This window comes from Haladaptatus sp. R4 (assembly GCF_001625445.1).
Classification (GTDB): domain Archaea; phylum Halobacteriota; class Halobacteria; order Halobacteriales; family Haladaptataceae; genus Haladaptatus.
Genome location: NZ_LWHG01000011.1, coordinates 119,067 through 144,921 on the forward strand (window position 1 = coordinate 119,067; position 25,855 = coordinate 144,921).

Genomic DNA, 25,855 nt, shown 5'->3' on the forward strand with positions numbered 1-25,855 from the left:
TTCAGTAGCGCACTCCCCCTGTAAAACGTTTCGTTTGGCCTTCGATTATTCGTCCTCGCCGAACAGTTCGAGGTCGGCGACGATTTCGAACGGTTCCTTGTCCTTTCGGATACCGTCGAGGATTTTGAACGCCTCGTCGGGCGCGAGGAAGTGACTCGTGATGACCCGTCCGAGGTGGGTCGGCGAGAAGCCGTGGATGAACTCGTATTCGAGCAGTTTGCCGAGCGCGTGCTTCGTCGGCACGTCGCCGATCATTCGGTCGTTCAGACGCTTCGCGGCCTTCCCGCCGACCGTGATGTTCGCCAGCGTCTCCTCGATCGCGGAGCTCTCGTCGTAGAGCGTGTGTACGTCCTCCATCTCGCCCTTGAGGAGTTTGAACGCCACCTCGTCCTCGGACATCTCCATGCTGTTGTGATAGCTTCCGTCGGGTTCCACGAGGACGTAGACTTTCCCGCGGTCGTGGTAATCGGGCCGCCCCGCACGGCCGAGCATCTGGTGGAACTCCTGGACGGTGAGCCACTCGATTCCCATCGCCAGCGAGTCGAAGATGACCTGCGAGGCCGGGAAGTCGACCCCGGCGGCGAGTGCGGCCGTCGTAACGACCGCCGCGAGGTCCTGCTCCGCAAACATGCGCTCGACCTTCTTCCGCCGTCCGTAATCCAGTCCGGCGTGGTACGGCGCGGAGTTGTACTCCAACTTTCTGGAAATCTCGTGACAGCGCCGCCGCGAGTTGGTGAAGATGATGGTCTGGCCGCGATACCCCTGTGAGGATTCGCGGTCGAACTCGCGTTTGACGAGTTTGTTCTCCGTGACCGGTTTCTCCTGCCCGCTGGCGAACGTGACGTGGCGCTCCAGCGCGACCGGGCGCTCCTCGAACTCGACCAAGTTCGCTCGCAACCCCTGGGCCAAATCCTTTGGATTCCCCACGGTTGCGGAGAGATACACCCACTGTGCGCCGCCGTAGTCGTCGTGCTGTTCGGCTCGTTCCTCGCAGTAGTATTTCAGCCGCGAGATGAGGCCGTCGAGACGGTGACCGCGCTCCTGTTCCTGCAAGGTGTGGACTTCGTCGATGACGACGGTTCCGATGTCGCCCAGGTTCCGTCCGGTGCGGAGCGCATGGTCGATTCCTTCGTAGGTTCCGACGATGATGTCCGCGTTCGGATCGAAGTGGTTGCCGTCGTCACGCACCCGACTCGCACCGACGCGGATGGTGACGTTGGCGAGGTCGCCGTACTCCTCCTTGAAGTCCTCGTGCTTCTGGTTCGCCAGCGCGACGAGGGGCACGAGAAAGAGCATTTTGCCGTTCCCGTTCAGCATGCGGTCCAATCCCGTCATCTCGCCGACGAGCGTCTTTCCGGTCGCCGTCGCGCTGACGACGAGTTGGTCGTCGCCGTCGAGGAGGCCGTTTTGCACGGCCAGGCTCTGGACGGGGAGCAGGGTATCGAACCGCGATTCGAGCAGGTTCTGGATGCCGGGGTGGAGGCTGAGCGAATCGGTCCGCTCCAGTTCGATGTCCTCGACGTTCGCGCTTATCTCGTCGAACTTCGTCAGGTCCGGGTCGAGTCGTCCTTTGAGCAGGTTCGTAATCCGTTTCAGGTCCTGTACTTCCAGCAGGAGGTCTTCGAGTCGGTCCTGTGCGGCACCGGTCAGGTTCCCCCTGAACGAGAGTTCCCGCTCCAGTTCGCGGGTCGCACAGTCGGGACAGATGTACTCGTCGCCCGTATCGATGGCCGTCTCGCCGTTGATCGGCGAATAGCGTCCTTTGTTGGCACACAACCGACACGTCCGCACCGCCTTCGCGTCCAGTTGGTAGCCGTCGAGCATTTCCTTCAGTTCGTTCCGGGCTTCGGACGAGGTCTGTTGTGAGATTCGGATTCGGTTCGCGTTTCGCGCGAGTTCGACGAACTCGTCGGGACTGCGCGGCTTTTCGCTCGATCCGTCCTTCAACAGAAACCGGGCGGGCCGTGGCCCCGCATCCGTCTCCTTCAGTTCGAGGATGGCGCGGAACTGTCGCTCACCGTCCCGCCGGGCGACCACCTGATAGCCCCTATCCGTCTCGTGACAGAAGAGCGTCTCCACCTGCTGGGCCTGCTTCGACACGAGACATGCTACACACCGGAGCTATTTCAGCGATTCGAACGACACGGCGACACACGGTCGAAAAATCGGCGTGATAGACCGTGGCATCACTCGAAGAAACGTGACCCTACCGATCTTCAACCGGGCAATAACAGCACTGTAACGCCGTTATTCTCGCAATACCGTTTTACAACCGGCTCATAACAAAGCCGGTCCGACCGGTAGCCGTGGACAGAGCGCAGTAGCGCTACAAGGTAGCATATGAAAGGCACGCAAGAAGAAGAACTCCCACGGCGTTTCGACGAGGACGTTATCCTCGAAATCGAAGACGGTTCCGACAGAAAGCGACCGCTCGTTCGAATGACCGATACACGACGGGACGCCGCGTGGGTATCGGCGTCCATCGACGCCGTTATCTCGCTCTCCGAATATCGTTAGACGAGCTGAATTTCATCGTCCCCGTTCGGCACCGCACAGATGAACGCACCGGGTTCGTCGCTCTCGTTTCGATACCAGTGAACTACTCCCGCCGGAATCAACAGTGAATCCCCAGCGCTGACTTCGTACTCCTCGTCACCGATGCCGACGACGTACTCGCCTTCCAGCACGAACTGTTCGTGTTCGACTTCGTTCGTGTGTTCGGGCACTGTCGCGCCCGCTTCGAGCGTGAACCGCCGGATGGCGAAGTTCGGCGCGTCCTGTTCCTCGCCGATGAGCACTCCTTTCGCCATGCCGTCGGCGGCCCCGACGGGTTCGTAGTCGATGTCGTCCGCGTTTCGCACGATAGGTTCGGACATACTCGCCCGTTCGAAGGCGATGGGCTAAGGTTTTTGCACCGCTTCCAGTTCCTCGTTCGGCACGAACTCGCCGTCGGGCGTCACTCGACCGGATGCCAGCGCACAGTATTTCGCGCCGACGCCCCGCGAGGAGAGCGGCCCGCGTCGGATGCAACGGAAGCCGACGTTCTTCGCCGCGTTGTAATCGTCGTTGGCTTCGTTGCCGCATTTCAGACACTCGAACCGGTTGTTCTCCACGTCCCGATTCTGGGGGTGTGTGAATCCGCACGACGTACAACGCTGACTCGTGTATTCGGGATTCACCTGTACGACCGTGATGTCCCGCTCGGCCGCTCGATACGCGACGAACTCGAACAGCCGTTCGAACGTCCGGCGATGGAACCGGGTCGCCTTCTCCAGCGTCTCCTGTGTCCCTTCGAGTTCGCCGAACGCGATGACCGAACAACCGTGTTCCTCGGCTTCAGAGACGATACCGCCCGCGACCTCGTGGAGTTCGTTCCGGGCGAAGTTCCCCATGCGTTCGCTGGACCGTCTGAGCGTTCGTCGTGCGCTTCGGGTGTCCGTCTCGCGTAGATCGGCACGGAGGTCGGCGAACTCGGCGTGTCGGTGGGCGAGTTCTCCGCCCGAGAAAAAGTGCGCCGTGCTCGTCACGGCGAGGTTTTCGACGCCGAGGGAGACGCCGAGGACGGTCGAGTCCTCGGTCGGTAGTTCGACTTCGGGACGCGGGCGTCGGAAGCCGAGATGCAAATCGAAGTTCCCGTCGCGGTAGTGAAGCGTGCTCTTCGCCGGTTCCCATCGATCGTCGTTCAGATACTGCGACTGGTAGCTTCCCTCCGGCATCACGAGGCGACAGCGAACGCGGTCGCCGGTCGTGGTCAGACTGATGTTCCCGTCGTCGAACAGCGTCAGCGTCCGACTGTCGTAGACGACGGTCGGGCTGGTGAACTCCGGCTTCTCCGCGTCGTCACTGCGTTCGAGCGCGCGCTTGATGGCTTCGGCGGCGCGGTGGGTGGCGAGGACGGCGTGCTGGCTTCCCAACTCGGTACGCTCACGCAACGGTTCGTACGCCAGTTGCTGGACTTCGTTCCGCGTGTGACAGACACCCCATGCGACGTTGACCGCGATCTGGCACCCGCGTTTCCACTCGCGCACCATCGACAGCAGTCGCTCGTGGTCGTCTGCCTCGACCGCGAGGCGCGTTACCGCCGTTCGCCTGAAATACTCGGGACCGCTCACGCTATTTTCTCCCCAGAGCGCCCCCTTGAATACTTCGGGACGTCTCTCCCCGCTCCGAGACGAAGTTTAAGGCGTCTCAGATGCAATATTCCCCCATGAGAAGTTTCAAAATCGGGAGCGCGTTCGGCATTCCGATACAACTCGACCTCACTTTCCTGCTCATCCTCCCCATATTCGCGTGGCTCATCGGAACGCAGGTTTCGTACTGGGTCACCATCCTGAACGACCTCTGGGGCCTCGGATTAACCGCCAGTCCGCTCTCGTCGGGAATGATGCCGTGGTATCTCGGTATCGCCGCCGCGATCGGTCTGTTCGCGGGCGTCATCCTCCACGAACTCGGCCACTCCGTCGTTTCGATGCACTACGGCTATCCCATCGACTCCATCACGCTGTGGATCTTCGGCGGCATCGCGCGACTCACCGACCAACCGGAGGAGTGGTCCGAGGAGTTCTTCATCGCCATCGCCGGTCCGGTCGTCAGTATCATCCTCGGCGTTCTCTCGTTTGTCGCTCTCTTCGTCGTTCCGTCGGGCTTCGATGCCGTTCGGTTCGTCCTCGGCTACCTCGCGCTGATGAACATCGTCCTCGCCGCCTTCAACCTGCTTCCCGGCTTTCCGATGGACGGCGGACGCGTCCTGCGCGCGCTTCTCGCGCGAACGCGCCCGTTCGCTCAAGCGACGCAAATCGCGGCCGAGGTCGGCAAACTGTTCGCCATCCTGTTGGGCATATTTGGCCTGTTCGGCGGGAACATCATCCTCATCGGTATCGCCTTCTTCATCTACATCGGCGCGACCAGCGAGGCTCAGCAGTCGGTGCTCTCGGCGACGTTCCGCAACGTTCGGGTTCGTGACGTGATGACGACCGCGGACGACCTACACACGGTTTCGCCGGACACGTCCATCGCCGAACTCCTCGAAACCATGTTCCGCCAGCGCCACACCGGCTACCCGGTCATCGAGAACGGCGAACTCGTCGGCATGATAACGCTGGACGACGCCCGGAGCGTGCAGCAAGTCGAGCGCGACGCCTACACGGTTCGGGACGTGATGTCCACGGAAGTGAAGACGATTCCCGCCGACAGCGACGCGATGGACGCGTTCGAAACGATCCAGCAGAACAACATCGGTCGGCTTCCCGTCATCGGTACCGACGGCGACGTGGCCGGAATCATCTCTCGCACTGACCTGATGACCGCGTTCAACATCATCAACAAGAGCGGGCGTTCGGAGGACGAGTTCGCCCTCCGCGAACAGCCATCGTAGGCTTCGAACCTCTCGATAAACACTGTTTGCCGTCGCGTTTATCCCCGCTCCTCGCCGAGTAGTAGGTATGTGTGGACGCCTCTCACTCTTCGCGCCGCAGGACGAACTCAAAGACCGGTTCGACGCCACGCCGGTCCGGGAAATCCGTCCGCGGTACAACGTCGCGCCGGGGCAGGCACACCCCGTCGTCCGTAACGACGCGCCCGAGGAAATCAGCTTCCCGACCTGGGGATTGGTGCCCCAGTGGGCCGACGAGTTCGGCGGCGGACACATCAACGCCCGCGCCGAGACGCTTTCGGACAAACCGAGCTTCCGCGACGCCTACCGCGAACGTCGGTGTCTCGTGCTCGCCGACGGCTTTTACGACTGGAAGAAGACGCCGACGGGAAAGCAACCGTATCGAATGACCAGAACGGACGGGAAGCCGTTCGCGATGGCCGGGTTGTGGGAGCCATGGCAGAATGGGGAACACAAAACTTCGTTCACCGTCGTCACCACGGAACCCAACGACGTCGTCGGCGAAATCCACCACCGCATGCCTGTCATCCTCGCACCCGAGGAAGAGACGACGTGGCTCGACGGCGACGAGGACGAACTACGTTCCGTGCTAAATCCCTTCCCGGCCCGGAGAATGCGCTCCTATCCGGTCTCCACGAAAGTCAACAACCCGGCCAACGACTCGCCGGACGTCGTGGAGGAAGTCGTCGCCGACGAGGACGCACAGACGGGTCTCGGGGATTTCGCGTAACCGAGCCGAAAAAATCGCGTATCGCCCCGCCTCAGCTCTTTTTGCGAACCGTCGAGTGGCGCTTTCTGCTTCCCATGTCCGACCGGGAGGACGGCATCGTGGAGTACATGTCCGTCGCACCTCCTCGACCGGGGCCACCGTCGTCCTCTTCATCCTCCGCCCCGTCCTCATCGTCATCCACCTCGTCGGCGTCGTCCTCCGCCTCCTCATCCCCTTTGAGCCTGCCGAACAGGGAACTGAACTCCTCGACGGCGTCCTCGGTCGAGAGGAATTCGCTTTCGTCGCTCTCTTCCCCGTCGTCAGCCGTGCCGTCCGCGTTTTCTGTCTCGTCCGAACTCCCCAGCGAGAATACCGACGACAGCAGGTCGCTCACGCTCCTGTTGCCGTCGTCCTCCGTTTCGTCCTCCCCGATGCGTTCGAGGCGTTCGAGTCGCCCCTCGGCGTCGAGGTTCGACCATTCGTCCGAGAGGTCGGCCATCTCCAACAGGTGTCGAAGCGAGAGCACCGCGTCGGCGTCGGCGTCCTGCATCAGCATCGGGAGGTCCGCTGGCGTCACGTCTTCCGAGTCGTTCTCGAATCCGGACGCCGTGAGCAGTTCGCCGAGCGATGCATCGGACACCGCTTCGGCGACGGCATCGGCGCGCTCGCGAACGGATTCTCCCGCTTCATCCGACAACTCGTCACCGTCGGTGGCGTCGAGCGTCGACCGAATCTCCTCCATCCCGTCTTCGAGGCGTCGTTCGAGGTCTGGGTCGTCGTTTGTCATCGTTTCAGTGGGCGTTCGTGGGGTATCTTCGGCCGCAGTGCGTTCTATTCCTCATCGCCGGTGTCGTTCTCGTCCGTTCCATCTCCTTCTTCGCCGTCCTCCGCGTCCGCCGCTTCGTCTTCCTCCCCGTCATTGAACTGCTCGACGATGGCATCGACCATCTCGTCGCGGCCGAGATTGGCCTTCACGTCGACTTCCTTCGCGACGGACTGCAGTTCGGAGTAGTCCATCGTTTCGAGGAGTTCACGGTAGGTCTCCTCTCGAATGGCTTGCACGTCGTCGGGGTTCAAATCGACATCGGCGGCGTCGGTACCTCCCTCGTCGGACTCCTTTTCATCGGACTCCTTTTCATCGGACTCCTCGCCTTCGTCCTCGTCCTCGCCGAGCGATTCCACCACTTCCTCGGTGGTCTCCTTCGCATCGTCCAGCGTCTCGGTCGCTTCCCGCTTTTCGGCGTACTCTCGAAGCGAACTCTCGATGGGGTCTCGAAACTGCGGCTTGCGCAGCGTCTTGCCGAGGGCCACGACGAACGCGCTGGCGAGACGGCCGAGCAGTGACTGGCTTTCGTCGTCACCGCTCCGAAACGGTAGCTTGGAGCGAAGCCGACCGGCCGCGAGGCTGCCGAGTTTGCGCCCCGCGAGCGCGCCGACGGATTCGCCGAACGACCGCCCCAGCGATTCCCCGTCGACTTGGTCGCCGACGCTCTCGCCCTTCACCAGCGAACCGACGTCGACCTGGTCGGACAGTTCGTCGGTGATCGCTTCCTTCGGGTCGGGTGTGTCGCTCATTCGGTCTCACCACCATCGTCCGCGTCGTCTTCGCTCTCGGATTCCTCGCTCGTTTCGCCCTCGTCTTGGCTGCCCGACGAATCGCTTTCCTCGTCGTCGTCCGCTTCGCCTTCGGATGGGGTATCGAGAAGCGAGTCCAGTACCAGAGCGCCGAGAACTCCGCCGAGCCACGCGCCGAGGTTGCGACCGACGAACTCCCCGATGGTCGAACCGAGCGACTCAACGGAGGCGTCGTCTGCCACTCCCTCATCGAGCGACGTGTCCGCGAACACCTCGTCCATATCGATGTTCCGGATGGCGTCGCCGACGCCGAGCGACGAACTCTCGTCGCTCATGCTCCGGACTCGTCTCCGGACTCCTCCTCGGAGTCGTCGCCGAACATCTGGTCGATGATTTCCTTGAGGAGCGTCGTGAGCAGTTCGTCGAGCGGGATGTCGGACAACGCGTCGCGCATCGACTCACCGGCCGACTCCATCGCCGACGAAACGCGACCCGAACCGTCCTCGGACTCCTCGTCGGAGTCCTCGTCGCCGCCGAGTAGTCCCTCGAAGAGGCTCCCACCGATCAGGTTCTCCAGCAATCCTCCCGAGCCACCGCCGAGTAGATTCCCGACGCCGGAGAGCAAGTTCCCCAACAGCCGACCGGGACCGCTGACCGCGGAGACGTCCAACTCGACTTCGTTGAGGTCCACTTCGAGGCCGAGCAGGTCGAGAAACAGTCCTTCGAGGTCGAGATACAACACCGTCGTCCCCTCGTCCTCCCGATAGCCGTACTCGCCGCTCTCCCCGTCCCCTTCCGATTCTCCCTCGCTGTCCTCTTCGCCGTCCGCCTGTGTTTCTTCCGTCCCCTCCTGTGATTCTCCCGTCTCCTCCTGTGACTCCTCGGACTGCTCTTCTCCTTCCTCCGACGATTCCTCCTCGTTTCCTTCCTCGGTCGTTTCCTCCCCGTCTTCCTTCTCCCCACCGTCGGTCAACAATCGCCCTTCGTTCCGGACGTGCTCGTCGGCGTCTTCGTCAGCACGGAAAGTGTCATCCTGCTCAGCTATTTCTGTCATGGTAACCAACGTAAATTGAATCCCGATGGTTTTACTAAGCCATTCTGGCCTTTTGCCGAGGGGTTCGGACGCTCTCTGGCGGTTTTAGGTGCAAATTCGGACGCTCTCAGAATGATATATTCGAACGTTTTTTTGGAAAAATAAACACGAGCACTAATCTTGACCGGGATGTTCCTCGAATTCCCTACCTGTTCTGCGTTTCTCCGAACGAGCGCGCTCGATTCGGTAATTCCGACTGACAGATTTCGAACAAAACTCGTTTACGGTGTGCTGTCATCTCACATACTGCCCTGGCGGTACCAATGATTCAGCTCATCGACATCGACGTAGAACATACGATGGCGGAGTACGCGACGGATACGGTGTTGCGAAATTCCGTCGAAGCGATGCAGAACGCGGTCACCGACGACGTCGCCGCACTCGACGGGCGCACCGTTTGGATGGTGAATTCGACGGCCAGCGGCGGGGGTGTGGCGGAGATGATGCCGAAACTGGTTAGCCTGTCCCGTGCGCTCGGTGTCGATGCGAAGTGGGCGGTCATCGACGTCGACGAGCCCGTATTCTTCGAGTTCACGAAGGAGATTCACAACCTGCTCCACGGTGCGGGTGACCCCGAACTCGTGGACCACGAACGGGAGATTTACGAGGCGACGAGTCGGTCGGTGGCCGACGAACTCGCGGAGCGTATCGCTCCGGACGACGTCCTCGTCGTTCACGACCCACAACCGCTCGCGGCGGGTGCGATGGTCGTCGAAGAACTCGGCGTTCCCGCCGTCTGGCGCTGTCACATCGGATCCGAGGAGCACTCGGAGAAATCACGGACTGCGTGGGAGTTCTTGGAGCCGTGGATAAGCGACTACGATCGCACCGTCTTCACGCTTCCAGCGTACGTCCCCGACTTTTTGGCGACCGACGCGGACATCATTCCTCCCGCAATCGACCCGTTCAGCGCGAAAAACCGCCGTATGAAGCCCCAAGAAGTCGCCACGGTGCTGGCACGGGCGGACCTCATCGACACCGGTCACCCGGTCGAACAGTTCGGCCAACCCGCCCGGCGGTTGCAGGCCGACGGCTCGTTCGCTCCCGCGACAGAACCGGCCGATATCGGCTTGCTCTTCCGTCCAACCATCTGTCAGATTTCGCGATGGGACAGCCTTAAAGGGTTCGTCCCGCTGCTGCGTGGCTTCGCCGAACTGAAGCGCGACGCCCGGTCGGCGGCCGACTCCTCCCGCTCGGACGACCATCGGGAGCGAATCGAGAACGCACGACTCCTCCTCGTCGGTCCCGACCCGTCGTCGGTCGCCGACGACCCGGAAGGGCGGGCGGCGCTCGAAAACTTGGAGGAGGAGTGGCTCGCCCTCGATCCCGAACTACGGGACGATGCCGCCGTCATCGTCATGCCGCCCGACCAGCACGAGAGCGCGCTGGTCATCAACGCCCTCCAGCGGTGTTCGACGGTCGTCGCCCAGAACTCACTTCAGGAGGGATTCGGCCTCACGGTGACGGAAGCCATGTGGAAGCGGGCGGTACTGATGGGTTCCGACACCGGCGGCATCACCGCACAGATCCGCGACGGCAAGGACGGCCGATTGGTGCCGGACTCCGGCGACCCGGCATCGGTCGCCGAAACGCTCGATTCGGTGCTCGAAGCCGCCGACAAATGGGACGACTGGTCGTACAGCGCCCAGCGGCACGTCACGGACAACTACCTCGTGTTCGAGCAGGTGACTCGTTGGCTGGAAACCCTCGGACTGCTCGTCCGTTAGAGGACGAACACCAGCGGGATGAACACGACGAATCCGACGATGACGCCAGCCGACAGGTACCACGTCGGGTTCGAGAGGCTTTCACCGGCCTCCAGTCCTTCCGGCAGCACGTCGCCGATGACGAGGTACAGCATCGATCCTGCCGCGAATCCGTATCCGAAGCCGAGGAACTGCTGTGCCAATCGGACGAAGTAGAACGCGATGACTGCCCCGATCGGCTGTGGAAGACTCGTGAAGAACGCTGCCCCCCACATGCGTCCGTTTCCGATACCGTCCACGTCGTGTATCGGAATCGCTGTCGCCAACCCCTCCGGGAAGTTGTGAATCGCCAACGATCCCGTGATGGCGATGGCGACGAGGGGGACGGTAAACCCGAGGATGTGAATCCCGCCCGTGTGATTGAGTTCGGCGAAGGAGACGCCGATGGCGAGTCCCTCCGGGAAACTGTGGACGAACAGGACCAGCAGGATATTGAGGATGGTCTGGAAATCCCCCTGCGCGATGTCCTCCGGTTGGAAATCCGGTCCGTAGCGGTCCACCACGTAGTGTGCGAAAATCACGAGGAGGATTCCACAGACGATGCCCGCACCGACGAGCAGCCACCCGCTGTTTTTCTTGTACGCTTCGAACAGCAGTCCGAACACCGACGCGGACGCCATCAATCCCCCGGCGAACCCCCAGAGGCCAACATCGAGCTTGTCCCCGATGTCATCGACCCAAAACAACGGAACTGCCCCGAGACTCGTCCCGAACGCCGCGATCAGTCCTGCGACGAAGACGAGTACGTATGGTCCCCCATTCATGTACGTTCGTTTGAACTACGAACTTGTAGGGCTTTCTGCCGTTTTTGGCCGACCTAAGATTTCTACCGGACGATTAGGGATTTTCTGTGTGAGCGAGATTGAGGTGATTTTCGAGCGAACGGCGTCCAAAATCAGTTGCGAAACGATCACAGAATCGGTTCGGTCGTTCGCGTCACGACCCGGTCGTCCGCTATCGCGTGTAATATCGTCAGAAGCAGATGGAGTTGGTCGTCGGAATACTCCTCGTCGTCGTTGAGTAGATGACCGAGTTGTCGCTTCGAAATGACCGAGTCCTTTCCCAGATGGTCCTTATTCACGTCGGTGATCGAGCGTACGACGTCACGAGTACCCGGAGAACGGTTGTTGCGCCCTTTCAGGAGTGCTACCACGCCGTTTTTGAGTTTCGGGTAGTCGCCCAACCAGTTGTACGCGTATCGCTTCGCTCGATACTCGAACGACGTTATCGGGGCATCGAAATCCGCGTAATCGATTTCCACGGCCGTCGAAGAGAGTCCCGTCAAGAACTCCCGATACAGGCTCGTTCCCCGTTTTTGCTTCGGCGGGCACGCCATCGCTTCGAAAAAGAACGGCGTCGAGTAGAACGGCGTCGTCGACCAGAGGTGGTACCGGGTTCGGTCTTCTCCGTGGTTCAGCCAGTTGATTCCGCGCTCCCGAACGAGGAAGTGGGCGTATTTCTGGTCCAAATTCGTTTCCGGATAGGAGTCGACTCGCTCGCGCACCGAGGCGACGATTTCGCGTTCAGGGATGCCGGTCAATTCGGAAACGGTGTCGATGGGGAAGTAGCTCAACTCGTCGATGATGGCGGTAACGAGTTCGCCGGTGGTCGCGACCGACCGAGGACACGTCAAATCGGGTATCGCCTTGTCCCCACCATCGCCCGTGACGAGCATCGCGGTGTGGTGCGTGTGGTCGTCCGCCACCAGTTCGGCGAAGTGAAGCCCGTTCGCGATCCAAACGTTGTTCATTCCCTGCGTAAAGTCGAGGACGTCGTCGAGATGGCGATCACTCCGCTCCACCGAGTAGAAGTTCCAGTCCGTGTCTAACGCCTTCGCAACCTTCCGTGCGACGGTAACTTCTTTTCCTTCGTCGTTGGCTTTCATGGCGGAGGTTGCAGCGCTGAGGCGGTCGGTGACGTGATCGTATCCTGCGACGACGGCTCGGGAGTCCAGGCCGCCGCTCAACGCGACGACCGTTTCGTCGGCGACCGACGCACGGTTCGCACATGCTTCCAAGAACAGCTCCGTCAGCCGTCTCACATTTTCGCCGGTGCTGTGGCTTCGATTTTCGAACCAGTCGAATCGATGCTTGTACAGCGCCGTTATCGCGCCCGTTTCGACGTCGAGCAACGAACCGGGCGGAAGTCGTTCGACGCCTTCGAACAGCGTCCTCGTTCCCAACGAATATCTGAACAGCAAGGTTTGGCTCACCCCGAGACGGTCCGCTTCGAGGTTCACATCGAGTCGGCGAGCGAGTTCCCGGATAACCTTGAGTTCACGAGACACGACCGTGGTTTCGCCGACCGTAGCTCGATAGGTCGGGAGGCGACCGAAAACATCGTTGAGAACCCACAGTTTGCCCGACGTTCGGTCCGCGACGAGCAACAAGAAGTCGCCATCGCGGCCGTCGATCCACTGTCGGAGCTTCTCGTGTTCCCCATCGATGATGTACGTCGCGGCGTCGTCGATCGTTTCTTCTACGGCGTCAGTTCCGTAGAGGTAGCCTTCGAATGCCGCGGTGTACTCATCAGCCTCGAAGACGTCGACAGGATACGATTCGTAACCCGTGTAGCCGACGAACATATCGGTATCGCCGACGATCTCGTGCCGTCGATATCGGTCGTCGAAACAAACCGCTCGAAGTATCTCGTCGATGCTCGTGCATTCGCGCGGGTTCTCTATTGCAGTGATTCCGGGCATCGTTCGTCCCCTTTCGTAGATTCGTGTGGACCAACAATGCGAAACGCACCGCAGTCACGCATCGGCGCACTGCACTCGTTGACTGTCGATATCTGTTTCATATTAGTTATCCTGAGAATATATTTCTTTGTCACTAAATACTTTGTCACCGTTGCGCACGTGCTACTCTGTGCCAACTCATGAATCGGGTGATTTTACCGTTTTTCGGGGGGATGAGACAGAGATCTCACTCGGCGTTTGACTTTGTAAAAAAGACCGAAGTGCGAGAACCGAACCGGAGCCAGCGAGTCCTGCTGGCTTGCTCGCGATGTGCGAAGTGCCTCGCAGTCGCTGGACGGACTGGTTGCCACTGGCAGGATTCGATTCTCCTACGCGATTTTCTCTCACTTGCGGTCGCTCGCGGATGGTTCTGAAAAACCGTCCGTTCACGAGGTGATGTTCGCAAAAGGTCCAGGTGCGAGAATCGAACCGGAGCCAGCGGTTCCTGCTCGCCTGCTCACGGTGTTGCCGTTCGCATCGGCTGCGCGGGCTGCCGCTGGCAGGATTCGATCCTCTTCCAGGACTTTTCTTCGCTTGCCACTTGCTCGTGGCCGGTTTCGACCGCGAAACCGGGCACTCACGGTTTATCGCTCAGAAAAGGTCCAGGTGCGAGAATCGAACCCGCGTCCCAGCCTCCACAAGGCTGGAGGATAGTCCACTACCCCAACCCGGACACGCATATCGAGGTAAACGGGAGAGATTAAAATACGTTTCGGAAAGGAGGCCGCGTATGGTGGTTTCTGACGTGTTACTCGTACTCACTCTCGTTCGGTCGTCGGATTCTCCAGTCGAAATCGACGGGTACGGTGGCCGTCGAACCACGGACCGGGTTCCGTTTCCTCGAACCCGACCGCCTCGGCGACGGCGATAGTGTCGGATTCGGTTTCCGGTTCGGGGAGCAGGATTTCGACCGGCATGGTTTCCCGCTCCGCGAAGCGTATCGGTTCGTCGAGGAGGCGTTCACAGGCCGATTCCGCTCCGAAGAGATGGGTAACGTGGACCGTCTTCTCGTCGGCTTCGTATCCGACGAACCCGTCGATGTCCCCGTCCGATTCGGCCACGCGGACCGTCCGGTCGTGAACCACGTCGGCCATCACATCGGTCGGAACGTCGGCCAGTGCGGCGAGGCGGCCCCCGTCAGCCTCCACTGCGTCTCGGACGTTCATGTTGGATAGTTTCCGTCCCTCACATTAAACCCTTCAGCCGAACGCCCCCCATCTCCGACCGAACGACACCGGTCGCTGGTCGAACGGACCGTGATCGATGTACTATCGTCAATGCGTATCTCGTTCGTGGCGTTACCCGTCGGTACGGGGACTCGATCTCCGAAAAATCGCGGTGTACGTTCCCGAGCGAACTGTCGCTACTCGTCGTCCTTACCGTCTTTGCCGTGCTTCGGTTTGCAGTCGTCCCAACCGCCGTGACCGTCACCGCCGTGATGCCCGTCACCGCCGTGGTGACCGCGCTTTTTCTTCAGGTCCACGTCCAACGAGAGGTCGTACCAGATGCCGATCACCGAATCCCGCGAGACACCGGTGACGTCCCCTTCGAAGCTGACGTCGAGTTTCGAGGCTGTGCAGACCTGCCCCCTGATTTCGCCGTCCGCGTACTTTTCGGTATGAACGTTCACGTAGACGTTCCCCGCGCGAATTTCGCTGATCAGGTCCGCTATCGAGTCCCCTTCGAGCGGTCCGACGAGGTCCGAGGCTCGGATCGATCCCGTCGAGGCTACGTTGTTCAGGATGAGTAACTGCTGTGCGTCGACATCCTCGCCGATCAACGATGCCACGACCGGCCCGTTTTCACCCTTCTCCCCCAGGTGCAGGTGTGCACCCGTTATCTGCGACGTCGCGTTTATCGCGAGCAGTGCGAAGTCGAGTCGCTTCTTATCCGGCGTCGATCGGAACGCCGCGACACCTTCCCCGGGGCTCCTGTTTTTCGGCACCTCCTTTTTACCAGACATCGTGCTGGTACTGTAGAGTTGCCCTTTAAGGGCGATTTGCGGGTAGTTCTTTCCTTTCGACTTCTTGCCTTTCGAACCGTCTTTATCCATCGACGCTCCGTTACCGTTCAACATCGCGTTCCCCGAACTGATGCCGGCCAATCCGGTGAGTCCCATGCCAAGCACTTGCATCGTGCGGCGTTTTCGTTGATCAACCATTTGTGATCCAACTCTGCGTTATTCTCGTTTTCTATTTGTTATATGCTGCCTGAATATTGTACTATTCTTCCTGATACTCGAAATACATACCTTGTGGTCCGTAATACGGAGCCTGACTCTCGTAATGTTTGATTACTGCATTCTATAATATCTAAGAAACCTCCGGAGGGAACTGGGTTTCCAATTCTCCCGTTCCGTTGGGCGTAGTTTCATCTCGCTCGGATGCTAACATGTGACTATGAGTGATGTATCCGGGAACGCCGACCGGAGACCGTGCGATTTCTGTCGCCTGCCGTGTCTCGACGAGACGATAACGCTGGCCCACGGCGAGACGACCTACGAATTCTGTTCGGAGACGTGTCGGAACGAGATGGTAGCGAACGACCGCGTATTCACCACCTATCACGGATTTCGCCAGATAACCACGGGTATCTCGGCGCTCGACGACCATCTGCCGGAAGGGTTGCCACGCAACTCGTTCATCCTGCTGTCCGGGGAAGGTGGAACGCGCGACAACGCCATCGGGACCGAACTCGTCTGGCGGACGCTTCGGCGCGGTGAACCGGCAATCGTCGTCAGCTTCACCGAACCGCCGATTTCGGTCATCGAGCAGTTCCTCTCCTTGGAGTGGAACGTCCTACCGTATCTCGAATCCGGACAGCTACACGTTCTCGACTGCTTCACCTACCGGGTCGGCGACCGCGACCGGATGTTCACCCGGATGGACGAGTGGAACCACTTCCTGCACCACGTCACTGCGCCCGTCACGACGACGGTTCGTGACCCGAGCGATACGAGCGAACTGCAAAACAAACTCGACAACTGTCTCGAATCGCTGTCGATGAGCGATACGGGCATCGTCGCAATCGACTCGCTGACCGAGTTCGGGACGCTCGTTCAGCCCGTCCAAGCGTACGATTTCGTCAAGGACATTCGCGCGGACGTCTGCAAAGGAAGGTTCGTCACCGTCTTTGCGGGAGCGACGTTCACCGGGGAAGAGAACGCGTTTCCGCACGACATGAGCTACGTCATCGACGGCCTCGTCGAGTTGCAGTTGAACGGATCGCTCGTCGACGACGTGCTCATCAAACGGATCCGCATCCGCAAGATGAACGGCGTGTTGACGATTCCTGAGTGGGTCGCCTACGAGTACACGAGCGGAGACGGGTTGATATCGTTCGACCCGATCGAGGAAATGGAATCGGCCGAGGAAGCCATCGAATCCGACGAAACCATCGAATCCGACGAACAACCGAGTTCGGATCGGAACGCTCGGTCGGAATCAGACGCCGCCGAGTGAACGGTGACGGGGTCGCCGTCGAGTTTCAGTGATGTAGCGTGGTCTACAGGCGGAGCAGGCCGAGGCGGTTCACACGGACCCTTCGAAGACGGCGTATCCGACCGTCTCGGGAACGTGACTCGTTTCCGTATCGGCGCTCTCCTCCTCTTCGATCTTCACCTCGACACTACGTCCGGTGAGGTTTCGATACCGAAGTTCCGCGGTGTCGCCGCCGTTGAGCGTCTGTATGTCGGCGTAGAACAACGGCGAATCGTACCGATTGCCGAAGGATATCCGTTGCCACTCGTCGGTAATCTCCTCATCGGTTTGCCGTACTTCGAACACCCGTCCGTCGATTCGCCCGGACCTCCGTTGGAGCGCGATGTACCCGACCGTCTCGCTCACGTGCCCGTCTTGACCCTCTTCCTCCTGAAGTCTCACCCCGAACGAGTTGCCGGTGACTTTCGACAGCCGTGAGACGACCGGATCGGAACCGTTGGCCGTCTGTGGCTGTGCAAATACGACCGGTGCCGTCCCTCCGAAGAAATCCCCCATCGAAACGGTCGTCTTCGCGTCGGAAACCTCCGCTTGTCCGCCTTTTACCTTGAACGATTTGCCGTTGTCCAGTTGCAACACCTGTTCGTTCGTCCCGGCCGAAAGCGAATGGAACGTTTCGCTGATATGCGATCCATCGAGGTATTCCCACTCTTCGAGTTTGTATTCGAAATTCCCATCCGCCACGTTTCGGAGACGGACGTGCGCCGGGTTCCCGCCGTCGTACGACAGCGGTTTCGCGACGACGACGCCACTCGGTTGTACGGCCGAGGTGACCTGTTGCCACTGGTCTACGCTTTCCTGTTTTCCGCTGGTTATCGCTTTCGTCAACAGCGGTACTTCGCTGCCGGGGGTGTACGGTTCCCCATCGACCGTCCACACCGCGGGTCCACTCGACTCGGTCGAAACGATACCGCCGGTCACGTAGAACGAGTGGATCTTTCCCGCACGGACTGATCCCGTTGCGACCGACGAATCCCCGGGTCGGCTCGGACCCCCGTCCTCTCCCCAGGACATGGTCATCGTCGAACCTTCGTTGCCTGCGGGAAGGGCGTTCTCCCCGGCCGTAATCCGATACGTCGTCGGCGAGTCGTTGCCCGTATTGTCGATGCGAACGAGTTGCGCGGATTGCAGCGGAACGGTCCCGAGCGCCGGTGGATCGGGCAACGGCGGCGTCGTATTCGGTTCGTCGGGATTTCCGTTGACGGTCATCCGGTTGCTGATGTAGGTCGAGTTAGTCTGTGGACCGGACCCACCGAGTACGCCGGACACCGTTCCCCACTCGTCCGGTGCTTGGCCGATGTAGATCGCGTACTCGCTGTTGTGGTCGTTGCGTACCTGGACGTCATTGAGCTCCAGATATTCGAGGTTCGCTGGTGTCCCGTCGGACATCTGGTTGTCGTACGTGTAGATGGCGTCGTGGTTCTTCGTCGAATCGTAGCTGATTCGGACGTCGTCCACGACGATTCGTCGACACGTGACCTGTCCCGTGATCGGTCCGCCGCAACTTGACGACTGGTAGCGGTGATAGAAATCACTATCCGCGATGGTGAGCGTTCCGTCGTAACTGTTGATTCCGTCCGCCGAATCCGCGGGAACGTTGGCCTCACAGCTCACACCGCGTTGGAGCGACCCGCCCGACCACGCCGACCGTGGATGTTGTCCGTCCTTGATGGAGACGCAGTTTCTCACTTCCGTGTTCCCCCCGAGACGGAGACCGTTTTGCGTGTTGCGGACGAAGCAGTTCAGGATTTTGAGTTTTCCTTCGGGTTTCTTCGCGTAAATCGTGTTCTCTCCCCACAGTTCGAACCAACAACGGTTGAACGTGAGTGCCCCCTTCCCGGATTCGACGAGTATCGCACGCCGGTTGCTCGCCTCGTCCGCGGCACACGCCCCCTCGTTGAAATAGCAGTCCTGCAGGAGTCCGCGTTTTCCGCTCGCGGAGGATAACCGGAAGTACGTGCGTGCGTCGCTCGAATCGTTCGATCCGACGTTGGTATCGGTGGCCGCCCGCACTTTTCCACGGGTGATGAGTCGTCTGAGCTCCCAGTCGCCCGAATTGGAGTTCATGCGAACGAACGGCGGAATCGGCGTATTCCGCATATCGAGTTCGAACCCGTCGAGGACGAACCCGTTCGAGTACACGTCGAACCATCGAACGCTGTCGCCCGAAGTTCCGGGGACGAGTCGCGCTCCGTTCGGCGCGATGAGTTCGAGGTTGTCGGTTCCCGATTCGACGGTAATTCCCCTGAGCTTGTAGGTTCCCGACGGAAAAACGATCGTCGTATTGCTGCCGACGAGGTCGTCTAGAATCGGATCGATGGCCGTGTTCCCGTTTTTGTCTGCCCCCTGATCGACGATATTGTAGGTCGGCATCAGATCCCCTCCCCCGGAACCATTTCGCGGATTGCCCCCAAGACGGTCGGACGTCTGTTCCGATCGATTCGGTCGAGCAGCCGTGCGTCTTCGTTTCTGATTTCTCCTCTCACCATATTTCGCATAAGCACTATCGAATCTATTGTTATACTCTGCCTGAAGATGGAATATACCGTTCAGGCACCTCATAACAATTTGTGTGATCATTGAATTAACGTTCGAGACATATGCCTGGAGAATCCCACACGCGGACGGGAATCGACCGACGAACGATGTTGAAAACGATCGGTGCTACGGTGGGTGTCGCGGGGTTCGGAGGACACGCCTCCGCCAGGGGCGGTGGTTCCGAAATTCGACCGTACAACTGGACCGGACCTCGCTCCGGACCCAGTCGAACGGGAACGACCGACGACGACGGTCCGACACCGTACGCCACACTCGACTGGAAGATGGATTTGGACGGAAGTATGTTCCACGTCGAGCCGATCGTTACCGACGAACTGGTGTATATCGCCGTTACAACGGACAACACGCCCGGAGAGACCGCCGGATACCTCGGCGCATACGACCTCGAAACCGGCAAGCGACGGTGGAAACGAACCGACATTCCGAGTCCGAAGCCACCCACGACCGATGGCGACAAGGTGTACGTGGCGACGAAGACCTTCGAATCCTCAAAGTCGGGTGAGGGGGGGATGTACGCGCTCGATGTTGCGTCCGGGGAGACGGTGTGGACGCGGACGGACCACGACGTGTGGTCTCCCCCCATCGTGACCGACGACCGGATATTCAGTTCGAACCGACACGGGACGTACGCGTTCGACCCCGACACCGGGAATACCGCCTGGCAAACTGCTGGCGTCTCCGGGTTGTCGAAGGACGTCGGCGATGCACTAAGCTACATCGACGGAACCCTTTTCCTGAGCGATGGGAAGGCGTTGGACGCCGCAGACGGGTCGATGAAATGGAGTGTATCTCCGGACGACACGACGCTCGGCAACCCGTCGGCAACCGAACAAATGGTCTATTTCTCCCAAACCGACTATCTCACCGGAGAGGACGACAGCGTGGAGATACAAGCCCGGTCGCCGGACTCCGGACGGTTGGAGTGGAGCTACGAGTCGTCAAAACAGAACCAGTGGAACGGACAACCCGCAATCACCGACGAGCACGTGATATTCGTCGATTCCACCGAGGATTCCACCCTGAAAGCACTCGACAGGATGACGGGGGAGACGGCGTGGACGACGGACATGGTGGGGGAAACCTTCAGCAACCCGGTCGTGGGCAACGGAACGGTGTATCTCGGCGGAAACATCGCCGAACTGGGTCTCATACACGCTATCGACGATTCGACCGGCGAGTTACGGTGGACGTATCCGCTCGACAGCACCGACCTCCAAACGTCGCCCGAAAATCCCCCCGCCGCCGGGGTACCCGTGATTTCGAACGGTAAACTGTACGTCGCGACGTATCCCGCCGGTGCGACGCTCGACTACGAGTACACGTACTACTCGAACTTCTTCGTGCTGGGGTCGTCCGACCTGCAACCGGACGGGAGTTCCGGACTGCCGGACGGCAGCGAACCGGACGGCGGGACGACATCCCCGACACCCCTGACGAGGAAACCGAGTCCCCATCGTTGGATGCGTATATCGAAGTCACGCCGAGTCCCGACTCGACCGACCTCGACGGTGGCGACGTCCTCCAACTCGATGCGTCCGCTTCGACGGGGAACGAACTTCGGTTCGAGTGGGATATCGACGGGGATGGTGCGTACGAGAAGGGAGGACGTTCGATTCACGTGTCGCTTCCCTCCTGTGGGTCGCGGTCGATCACGGTTCGCGTCACGGACGGGGACGGTGAGACGGACACGGCGAGCGTTTCGATGGCGGCGAACTGATTCACGACGACGCGTCGCATCGATCACTGTTTTAGGCCAACCTAAAAATCGAAACTCCTTTATCGAATTAGACGAGCCTGAAAACATGGTTCGTGATCGTACAGAGCACCGGAGACCGACACAGGGCAATTCCCTCACACGCGGCGAATCGCGCGCTGGCTGTGCCGCCCGTCGTGACCTCTTCTCCCGTCATGTCAAAGGAGTAACTGGCAGAAATGCTTGACATGCAAGCAGTTATCTGCCCACCGTGGCTATGCCCGCGCATGAATAACCGACCACAAGAGGTGGTTCGGTGCGCGTAGTCGCCAAGTTCGGGGGCACCAGCCTCGGAAGCGGAGACCGCATCAACCGTGCCGCAGACTCAGTCGCAGCAGCCGTCGAAGCAGGACACGAAATCGCCGTCGTCGCCAGCGCGATGGGCAACACGACCGACGAACTGCTCGACGAAATCCACTTCGACGCGGACGAACCGGACCGCGCGGAAATCGTCAGCATGGGCGAGCGCACGAGCGTCAGGATGCTCAAAGCCGCCCTCTCCGCGCGCGGTGTAAACGCCATCTTCCTCGAACCCGGAAGCGAGCAGTGGCCGGTCATCACCAACACGCGCGGGGAGGTCAACGTCGAGGAGACGAAAGCGCGCGCCACCGAACTCGCGGCGGAGATGGATGGAGTCGTCCCGATCATCACGGGCTTCCTCGCGGAGAACGAGGAAGGAGGCGTAACGACGCTCGGACGCGGCGGCAGCGACACGACGGCGTGATGCTCGGCACGTACATGGACGCCGACGAAGTCGTCATCGTCACCGACGTGGAAGGCGTCATGACCGGCGACCCGAGCGTCGTGGAAGGCGCGCGGAACGTCGGCGAGATTACGGTGGACGAACTTCGAAACCTCTCGTTCCGCGGGGCCGAAGTCGTCGCGCCGTCGGCGCTCTCGTACAAGGACGACAACCTCCACGTCCGCGTCGTCCACTACCAGCACGGCGACCTGCTGGCTGGCGGAACGAACGTCACCGGCCAGTTCGAGAACCTCATCGACATGCGCGAGTCGCCGCTCGCCTGCATGACCCTGGCGGGGCGTGCGATCCGAAACCGTCCGGGTATCCTCGCCGACCTCTCCACCGCGCTCGGTACCGGCAACATCAACATCGACGCCGTGGCGAGCGGCATGGACAGCATCACGTTCTACGTGGACACCGAGGAAGCCGAACGCGCCGAGAACATCCTCCATCAGGAGGTCATCGACGAGGAATCGCTCTCCAGCGTGACGGTCGACGACCCGATCGCCGTGATTCGGGTGACGGGCGGCGAACTCCCCAACGAACCGGGAATCATCCACGAACTCGTTAATCCCATCGCGGAAGCGCACATCAACATCCACGACCTCATCACCAGCGCGACCAGCGTCGCCCTGTTCGTGGACTGGGACGACCGCGAACGGACGCTGGAAATCCTCCAAAATCACTTCCAGCAGTAGGTCTGCAGTAGGCCAGCAGTAGGAGCGGCTTCGAAGCCGTTCCCACCGAATCCCATCCACCTCCCGTATCCAATAATCCCATCCGCCTCACGTATCCAATTCGTGTTCACGACACGCGCACGAGTATCGACCGACAGCAATCGTCTGACAGCACGTATTTTCATCCGATCGTGAATCCGTAAATCCCGTCAATCGGGGGTAAATCGCGCCAGACCGCCCGATATTTCGTCTTCTCGACGTGCATACCACAACGGTAATTACCCAGTTCCATCACACTTCTCACAATGGTGCTCGAATCGTGGTCAATCTCCGGCCGCGCAGGGCGGCGTCTCATCGTGGCCCTCGGAGGGCTGTACGTCGTTTCCGGTCTCGGAATGCCGTTTTCGCCGTTTGCCCACGATTGGACAGCCGGTATCGTCTCGATATTCCTCCTCCTCGTCGTCGGCCCGGGGCTCATCCTCCTCTACGCCAGCTATCGATTGCCCCGAACCGAGGTTCGTCCCGACCTCTTCGGCTCCGTCGCCAAGTGGTGTCTCAGCGGCATCGTCGTGATGCTCGCTATCGTCGCACTCATCGCGCTCCTCATCGACCTCCTGCGACCGGGTAACGTCCTCATCCTCACGGCGCTCGCCAGCGTCTCGGGTCTCGGAATGGGATTCACCGACGCGCGGGCCGAAACCCGCGCGCTCAACGCCGAGGAACAACGGCTCGAAGCCGAACGGTACAGCAAGGAACTGAAACGCTACGAGACCATCGTCGAAACCATCAACGACGGTATTTTCGTCATCGACGAGGACGACCGTTTCACGCTGGTCAACGAAACCTACGCCGAGATGGTCGGCTACGACCGCGAGGAACTCCTCGGCACCCACACGTCGCTGGTCGTCGAAAAGGGAATCGACGACCTTCCTATCGATGCCCAACGCGAGGTTCTCAGGGACCGCGGCGGGAAGAAGACGTACGATGCCGTTCTGAAAACCTCGTCCGAGGAACTACTCGAAGTAGAAGCGACCGTCGGGGGACTTCCAGAAGGGGAGAACGCTCGACACGACCTCGCCGGTGTCGTCCGCGACGTGACCGAGCGAAACGAGCGCGAACAGCAACTCGAACGGCAGAACAAGCGCCTCGACAGCTTTGCGAGCATGATCGCCCACGAACTCCGCAATCCGCTGATGATCGGACAGATGTACTGCAACGAACTTCCGGCAGAGGCGGCGCCACTGGCGGTCGAATACATCACGGAATCGTTCGACCGCATCGAGGACATCATCGACGTGCTGTTGGTCATCACGCAGGGTCACGAGGCGATTCCCGAGAGTACGCCGGTCGAACTCGCTACCGTGGCGGAGAGCGCGTGGGCGAAGGTGGAAACGTCGAACGCGTCGCTCGACGTTCTCATCGACGCCACGATATCGGCGGACGAGACGTACCTCGAACACCTGTTTCGGAACCTGTTCGAAAACGCCATCGAACACGGGGGGAGGGACGTGACCGTCACGGTCGGCGAGCTAGCGACCGGATTTTACGTGGCCGACGACGGTGCCGGAATCTCGGCCGAGGACGAAGAAACCGTGTTCGAGATGGGGTACACGACGGCGTCGGACTACGGCGGCATGGGTCTCGGACTGGCGTTCGTCCGGGAACTGTCCGACGTGTACGGGTGGACCTGCTCGCTGACCGACAGCGAGACGGGCGGGGCGCAGTTCGAATTCTCCGACGTCACGAAAACGGCGGCGGCGAAGAGCGAGTGAACGACGGACTTCCACGCACCTCTCGACACAAACTTTACGGGGGAGTCCGAACCGGCCGAACATGAACCGCGAGCGCTCTCGAAACCTGTACGACCGTGCGCTGTCAGTAACGCCGGGCGGCGTCAATTCGCCCGTTCGGGCCGTCAGACCGTATCCATTCTTCGTGCAACGCGGCGACGGGGCACACGTCGTCGACGCGGACGGGAACAAGTACATCGACTACGTGATGGGCTACGGACCGCTGCTGCTGGGCCACGACATGCCCGACCCCGTGCAGTCGGCGGTGCAATCCCAACTCGCCGACGGGCCGATGTACGGCGCACCGACGGAGGTCGAGGTGGAACTCGCGGAGTTCGTCACCCGGCACGTCCCGAGCGTCGAGATGATCCGCTTCGTCAACAGCGGGACGGAAGCGACCAGTTCGGCTGTGCGCCTCGCCCGCGGCTACACCGGCCGCGACAAAATCGTCGTCATGCAGGGGGGCTACCACGGCGCACAGGAATCGACGCTCGTGCAGGGCAACGCGGGGATGGCCTCCGAACCGAGTTCGAACGGGATTCCGGCGGTGTTCGCCGAGGAGACGATCACGCTCCCGTTCAACGACGTCGAAGCGGCGCGCGAACTGTTCGAAGAGAAGGGTGACGAAATCGCCTGCGTCCTCACCGAACCGCTTCTCGGCAACTGCGCCAGCGTCCCGCCGGTGGATGGCTATCTGGAGACCCTCCGCGAGTTGACCGAGGACCACGGCTCCCTCCTGATTTTCGACGAGGTGATGACCGGGTTCCGAATCGGCGGGTTGCAGTGTGCACAGGGCAAGTTCGGCATCACGCCCGACCTGACGACGCTGGCGAAGGTCATCGGCGGCGGCTTTCCCGTCGGAGCCATCGGCGGCCGGGCCGAAATCATGGAGCAGTTCACACCGACCGGCGACGTGTTCCAAGCGGGCACCTACTCCGGCCATCCCCTCTCGTTGACCGCCGGACTCGAAACCCTTCGCTACGCCGCGAAACACGACGTGTACGACCACCTCAGCGGACTGGGCGACCAACTTCGCTCGGGGTTGACCGACATCCTCGCGGACCGTGCGCCCGAGTACACCGTCGTCGGGATGGACAGCATGTTCAAGGTCATCTTCACCCGCGACGGGCCGCGCGACCTGTCGGGGCAGTGCGAAGCGGGATGCGTGCAGGACCCCGACTGTCCCCGGTTCGACTACTGCCCGAAGGACAAGGGCGACGTGAACCGCGCCGAAACCGAGCGCTGGGAACGCCTCTTCTGGCCCGCGATGCTCGACGAGGGCGTCTTTTTGACGGCCAACCAGTTCGAATCCCAGTTCCTCAGTTACGCTCACACCGAGGAGGACGTCGAGGCGACGCTGGAAGCGTACAAGGAAGCGTTGTAATCTACCGATATTTTCCCAATCTCCTATCAGTCAGAAGGTTACTCAGTACTCTCTGTACTACCTCCTGTATGGCAGTTTTCAGATCCCTCGTCTTCGCGCTGATTTCGGGCGTGCTCAGCGGTTTCCTGGTGACGTTTTCGGTCGCCTTCTACCGAACCATCCGGTTCCGGTTTCGACC

Annotated in this window: 20 protein-coding genes, 1 tRNA gene and 1 pseudogene; 9 read left to right on the forward strand and 13 right to left on the reverse strand. The window is 60.6% G+C overall.

The window, feature by feature from the left end; all coding sequences use genetic code 11:
• Positions 1–45: 45 nt before the first annotated feature.
• Positions 46–2,100 (reverse strand): DEAD/DEAH box helicase, encoded by a 2,055-nt coding sequence (locus tag A4G99_RS04295; RefSeq protein ID WP_066139849.1) that lies wholly within the window; start codon positions 2,098–2,100, stop codon positions 46–48.
• Between the two features lie 240 nt (positions 2,101–2,340).
• On the opposite strand from A4G99_RS04295, the gene A4G99_RS25690 reads away from it, so the two are divergent.
• Positions 2,341–2,517, forward strand: a complete 177-nt coding sequence (locus A4G99_RS25690; RefSeq protein ID WP_190303684.1) for a hypothetical protein — start codon at positions 2,341–2,343, stop codon at positions 2,515–2,517.
• Here the strand turns inward: A4G99_RS25690 and A4G99_RS04300 are convergent.
• The gene (locus A4G99_RS04300; protein WP_066139852.1) at positions 2,514–2,876 is read right to left on the reverse strand and encodes a cupin domain-containing protein; all 363 of its coding nucleotides are present in this window, start codon (positions 2,874–2,876) and stop codon (positions 2,514–2,516) included. The two genes, A4G99_RS25690 and A4G99_RS04300, sit on opposite strands and share 4 nt — an antisense overlap.
• A gap of 24 nt (positions 2,877–2,900) precedes the next feature.
• On the reverse strand, positions 2,901–4,112 hold the full coding sequence (locus A4G99_RS04305; RefSeq protein ID WP_066139854.1) for an RNA-guided endonuclease TnpB family protein: 1,212 nt from the start codon (positions 4,110–4,112) through the stop codon (positions 2,901–2,903).
• A 95-nt stretch (positions 4,113–4,207) separates the two neighbouring features.
• Here A4G99_RS04305 and A4G99_RS04310 point away from each other — a divergent pair, with 95 nt between their 5' ends.
• Positions 4,208–5,374, forward strand: a complete 1,167-nt coding sequence (locus A4G99_RS04310) for a CBS domain-containing protein (protein WP_066139858.1) — start codon at positions 4,208–4,210, stop codon at positions 5,372–5,374.
• 67 nt (positions 5,375–5,441) lie between these two features.
• The gene (locus A4G99_RS04315) at positions 5,442–6,122 is read left to right on the forward strand and encodes an SOS response-associated peptidase (protein WP_066139861.1); all 681 of its coding nucleotides are present in this window, start codon (positions 5,442–5,444) and stop codon (positions 6,120–6,122) included.
• A 31-nt stretch (positions 6,123–6,153) separates the two neighbouring features.
• Here the strand turns inward: A4G99_RS04315 and A4G99_RS04320 are convergent, their stop codons facing one another.
• From A4G99_RS04320 to A4G99_RS04335, 4 genes are read right to left on the reverse strand one after another with little or no spacing between them, the layout of a single operon-like run.
• Positions 6,154–6,888: a hypothetical protein gene (locus A4G99_RS04320; protein ID WP_066139863.1), complete on the reverse strand. Its 735-nt coding sequence runs from the start codon at positions 6,886–6,888 to the stop codon at positions 6,154–6,156.
• 44 nt (positions 6,889–6,932) lie between these two features.
• Complete coding sequence (locus tag A4G99_RS04325; protein ID WP_066139867.1) at positions 6,933–7,676, reverse strand: hypothetical protein; 744 nt, start codon at positions 7,674–7,676, stop codon at positions 6,933–6,935.
• Positions 7,673–8,011, reverse strand: a complete 339-nt coding sequence (locus A4G99_RS04330) for a hypothetical protein (protein WP_066139870.1) — start codon at positions 8,009–8,011, stop codon at positions 7,673–7,675. The genes A4G99_RS04325 and A4G99_RS04330 overlap by 4 nt, the downstream gene beginning before the upstream one ends.
• Complete coding sequence (locus tag A4G99_RS04335) at positions 8,008–8,730, reverse strand: hypothetical protein (protein WP_066139873.1); 723 nt, start codon at positions 8,728–8,730, stop codon at positions 8,008–8,010. The genes A4G99_RS04330 and A4G99_RS04335 overlap by 4 nt, the downstream gene beginning before the upstream one ends.
• A 302-nt stretch (positions 8,731–9,032) precedes the next feature.
• Between A4G99_RS04335 and A4G99_RS04340 the strand changes: the two genes are divergently transcribed.
• On the forward strand, positions 9,033–10,496 hold the full coding sequence (locus tag A4G99_RS04340; RefSeq protein ID WP_066139876.1) for a glycosyltransferase: 1,464 nt from the start codon (positions 9,033–9,035) through the stop codon (positions 10,494–10,496).
• On the opposite strand, the gene A4G99_RS04345 is transcribed toward A4G99_RS04340, so the two are convergent.
• The 5 genes from A4G99_RS04345 to A4G99_RS04365 form a co-directional block, all read right to left on the reverse strand.
• Positions 10,493–11,299, reverse strand: coding sequence for a ZIP family metal transporter (locus tag A4G99_RS04345; RefSeq protein ID WP_066139879.1), 807 nt, complete (start codon positions 11,297–11,299; stop codon positions 10,493–10,495). The genes A4G99_RS04340 and A4G99_RS04345 overlap by 4 nt on opposite strands.
• Positions 11,300–11,445: 146 nt before the next feature.
• Positions 11,446–13,236 carry an asparagine synthase-related protein gene (locus A4G99_RS04350; protein ID WP_082837704.1) on the reverse strand — a complete coding sequence of 597 codons (1,791 nt, stop codon included), beginning with the start codon at positions 13,234–13,236 and terminating at the stop codon, positions 11,446–11,448.
• Between the two features lie 639 nt (positions 13,237–13,875).
• Positions 13,876–13,948: transfer RNA gene (locus tag A4G99_RS04355), tRNA-His, on the reverse strand.
• Positions 13,949–14,033: 85 nt separating this feature from the next.
• Positions 14,034–14,441: a hypothetical protein gene (locus A4G99_RS04360; RefSeq protein ID WP_066139883.1), complete on the reverse strand. Its 408-nt coding sequence runs from the start codon at positions 14,439–14,441 to the stop codon at positions 14,034–14,036.
• Between the two features lie 197 nt (positions 14,442–14,638).
• Positions 14,639–15,436 carry a CHRD domain-containing protein gene (locus tag A4G99_RS04365; RefSeq protein ID WP_082837705.1) on the reverse strand — a complete coding sequence of 266 codons (798 nt, stop codon included), beginning with the start codon at positions 15,434–15,436 and terminating at the stop codon, positions 14,639–14,641.
• Between the two features lie 238 nt (positions 15,437–15,674).
• Here A4G99_RS04365 and A4G99_RS04370 point away from each other — a divergent pair, with 238 nt between their 5' ends.
• The gene (locus A4G99_RS04370; RefSeq protein WP_066139889.1) at positions 15,675–16,736 is read left to right on the forward strand and encodes an ATPase domain-containing protein; all 1,062 of its coding nucleotides are present in this window, start codon (positions 15,675–15,677) and stop codon (positions 16,734–16,736) included.
• A gap of 69 nt (positions 16,737–16,805) precedes the next feature.
• Here A4G99_RS04370 and A4G99_RS04375 read toward each other — a convergent pair whose 3' ends face one another.
• A complete protein-coding gene (locus A4G99_RS04375) occupies positions 16,806–19,145 on the reverse strand; it encodes a hypothetical protein (RefSeq protein ID WP_066139891.1) in 2,340 nt (779 codons plus the stop codon).
• Positions 19,146–19,372: 227 nt separating this feature from the next.
• Here A4G99_RS04375 and A4G99_RS04380 point away from each other — a divergent pair, with 227 nt between their 5' ends.
• The 4 genes and pseudogenes from A4G99_RS04380 (at position 19,373) to A4G99_RS04395 (ending at position 25,677) form a co-directional block, all read left to right on the forward strand.
• Entirely contained in the window at positions 19,373–21,271 is a 1,899-nt protein-coding gene (locus tag A4G99_RS04380; RefSeq protein WP_223301716.1) for a PQQ-binding-like beta-propeller repeat protein, read from the forward strand.
• Between the two features lie 69 nt (positions 21,272–21,340).
• A pseudogene (locus A4G99_RS04385) lies at positions 21,341–22,524 on the forward strand (aspartate kinase).
• 284 nt (positions 22,525–22,808) lie between these two features.
• Complete coding sequence (locus A4G99_RS04390; RefSeq protein ID WP_066139894.1) at positions 22,809–24,275, forward strand: ATP-binding protein; 1,467 nt, start codon at positions 22,809–22,811, stop codon at positions 24,273–24,275.
• A 61-nt stretch (positions 24,276–24,336) separates the two neighbouring features.
• Positions 24,337–25,677 (forward strand): glutamate-1-semialdehyde 2,1-aminomutase, encoded by a 1,341-nt coding sequence (locus A4G99_RS04395; RefSeq protein ID WP_066139897.1) that lies wholly within the window; start codon positions 24,337–24,339, stop codon positions 25,675–25,677.
• The last annotated feature ends 178 nt before the right edge of the window (positions 25,678–25,855 follow it).

Excerpts from the sequence above, each read along its gene's own strand:
- A4G99_RS04325 (WP_066139867.1), bottom strand. The coding sequence starts at position 7,676 with ATGAGCGACACACCCGACCCGAAGGAAGCGATCACCGACGAACTGTCC.
- A4G99_RS04370 (WP_066139889.1), top strand. The coding sequence starts at position 15,675 with ATGAGTGATGTATCCGGGAACGCCGACCGGAGACCGTGCGATTTCTGT.
- A4G99_RS04340 (WP_066139876.1), top strand. The coding sequence starts at position 9,033 with ATGATTCAGCTCATCGACATCGACGTAGAACATACGATGGCGGAGTAC.
- A4G99_RS04310 (WP_066139858.1), top strand. The coding sequence starts at position 4,208 with ATGAGAAGTTTCAAAATCGGGAGCGCGTTCGGCATTCCGATACAACTC.
- A4G99_RS04360 (WP_066139883.1), bottom strand. The coding sequence starts at position 14,441 with ATGAACGTCCGAGACGCAGTGGAGGCTGACGGGGGCCGCCTCGCCGCA.
- A4G99_RS04330 (WP_066139870.1), bottom strand. The coding sequence starts at position 8,011 with ATGAGCGACGAGAGTTCGTCGCTCGGCGTCGGCGACGCCATCCGGAAC.
- A4G99_RS04395 (WP_066139897.1), top strand. The coding sequence starts at position 24,337 with ATGAACCGCGAGCGCTCTCGAAACCTGTACGACCGTGCGCTGTCAGTA.
- A4G99_RS04365 (WP_082837705.1), bottom strand. The coding sequence starts at position 15,436 with ATGGTTGATCAACGAAAACGCCGCACGATGCAAGTGCTTGGCATGGGA.
- A4G99_RS25690 (WP_190303684.1), top strand. The coding sequence starts at position 2,341 with ATGAAAGGCACGCAAGAAGAAGAACTCCCACGGCGTTTCGACGAGGAC.
- A4G99_RS04315 (WP_066139861.1), top strand. The coding sequence starts at position 5,442 with ATGTGTGGACGCCTCTCACTCTTCGCGCCGCAGGACGAACTCAAAGAC.
- A4G99_RS04380 (WP_223301716.1), top strand. The coding sequence starts at position 19,373 with ATGCCTGGAGAATCCCACACGCGGACGGGAATCGACCGACGAACGATG.
- A4G99_RS04300 (WP_066139852.1), bottom strand. The coding sequence starts at position 2,876 with ATGTCCGAACCTATCGTGCGAAACGCGGACGACATCGACTACGAACCC.
- A4G99_RS04345 (WP_066139879.1), bottom strand. The coding sequence starts at position 11,299 with ATGAATGGGGGACCATACGTACTCGTCTTCGTCGCAGGACTGATCGCG.
- A4G99_RS04375 (WP_066139891.1), bottom strand. The coding sequence starts at position 19,145 with ATGCCGACCTACAATATCGTCGATCAGGGGGCAGACAAAAACGGGAAC.
- A4G99_RS04350 (WP_082837704.1), bottom strand. The coding sequence starts at position 13,236 with ATGCCCGGAATCACTGCAATAGAGAACCCGCGCGAATGCACGAGCATC.
- A4G99_RS04320 (WP_066139863.1), bottom strand. The coding sequence starts at position 6,888 with ATGACAAACGACGACCCAGACCTCGAACGACGCCTCGAAGACGGGATG.
- A4G99_RS04335 (WP_066139873.1), bottom strand. The coding sequence starts at position 8,730 with ATGACAGAAATAGCTGAGCAGGATGACACTTTCCGTGCTGACGAAGAC.
- A4G99_RS04390 (WP_066139894.1), top strand. The coding sequence starts at position 22,809 with ATGGTGCTCGAATCGTGGTCAATCTCCGGCCGCGCAGGGCGGCGTCTC.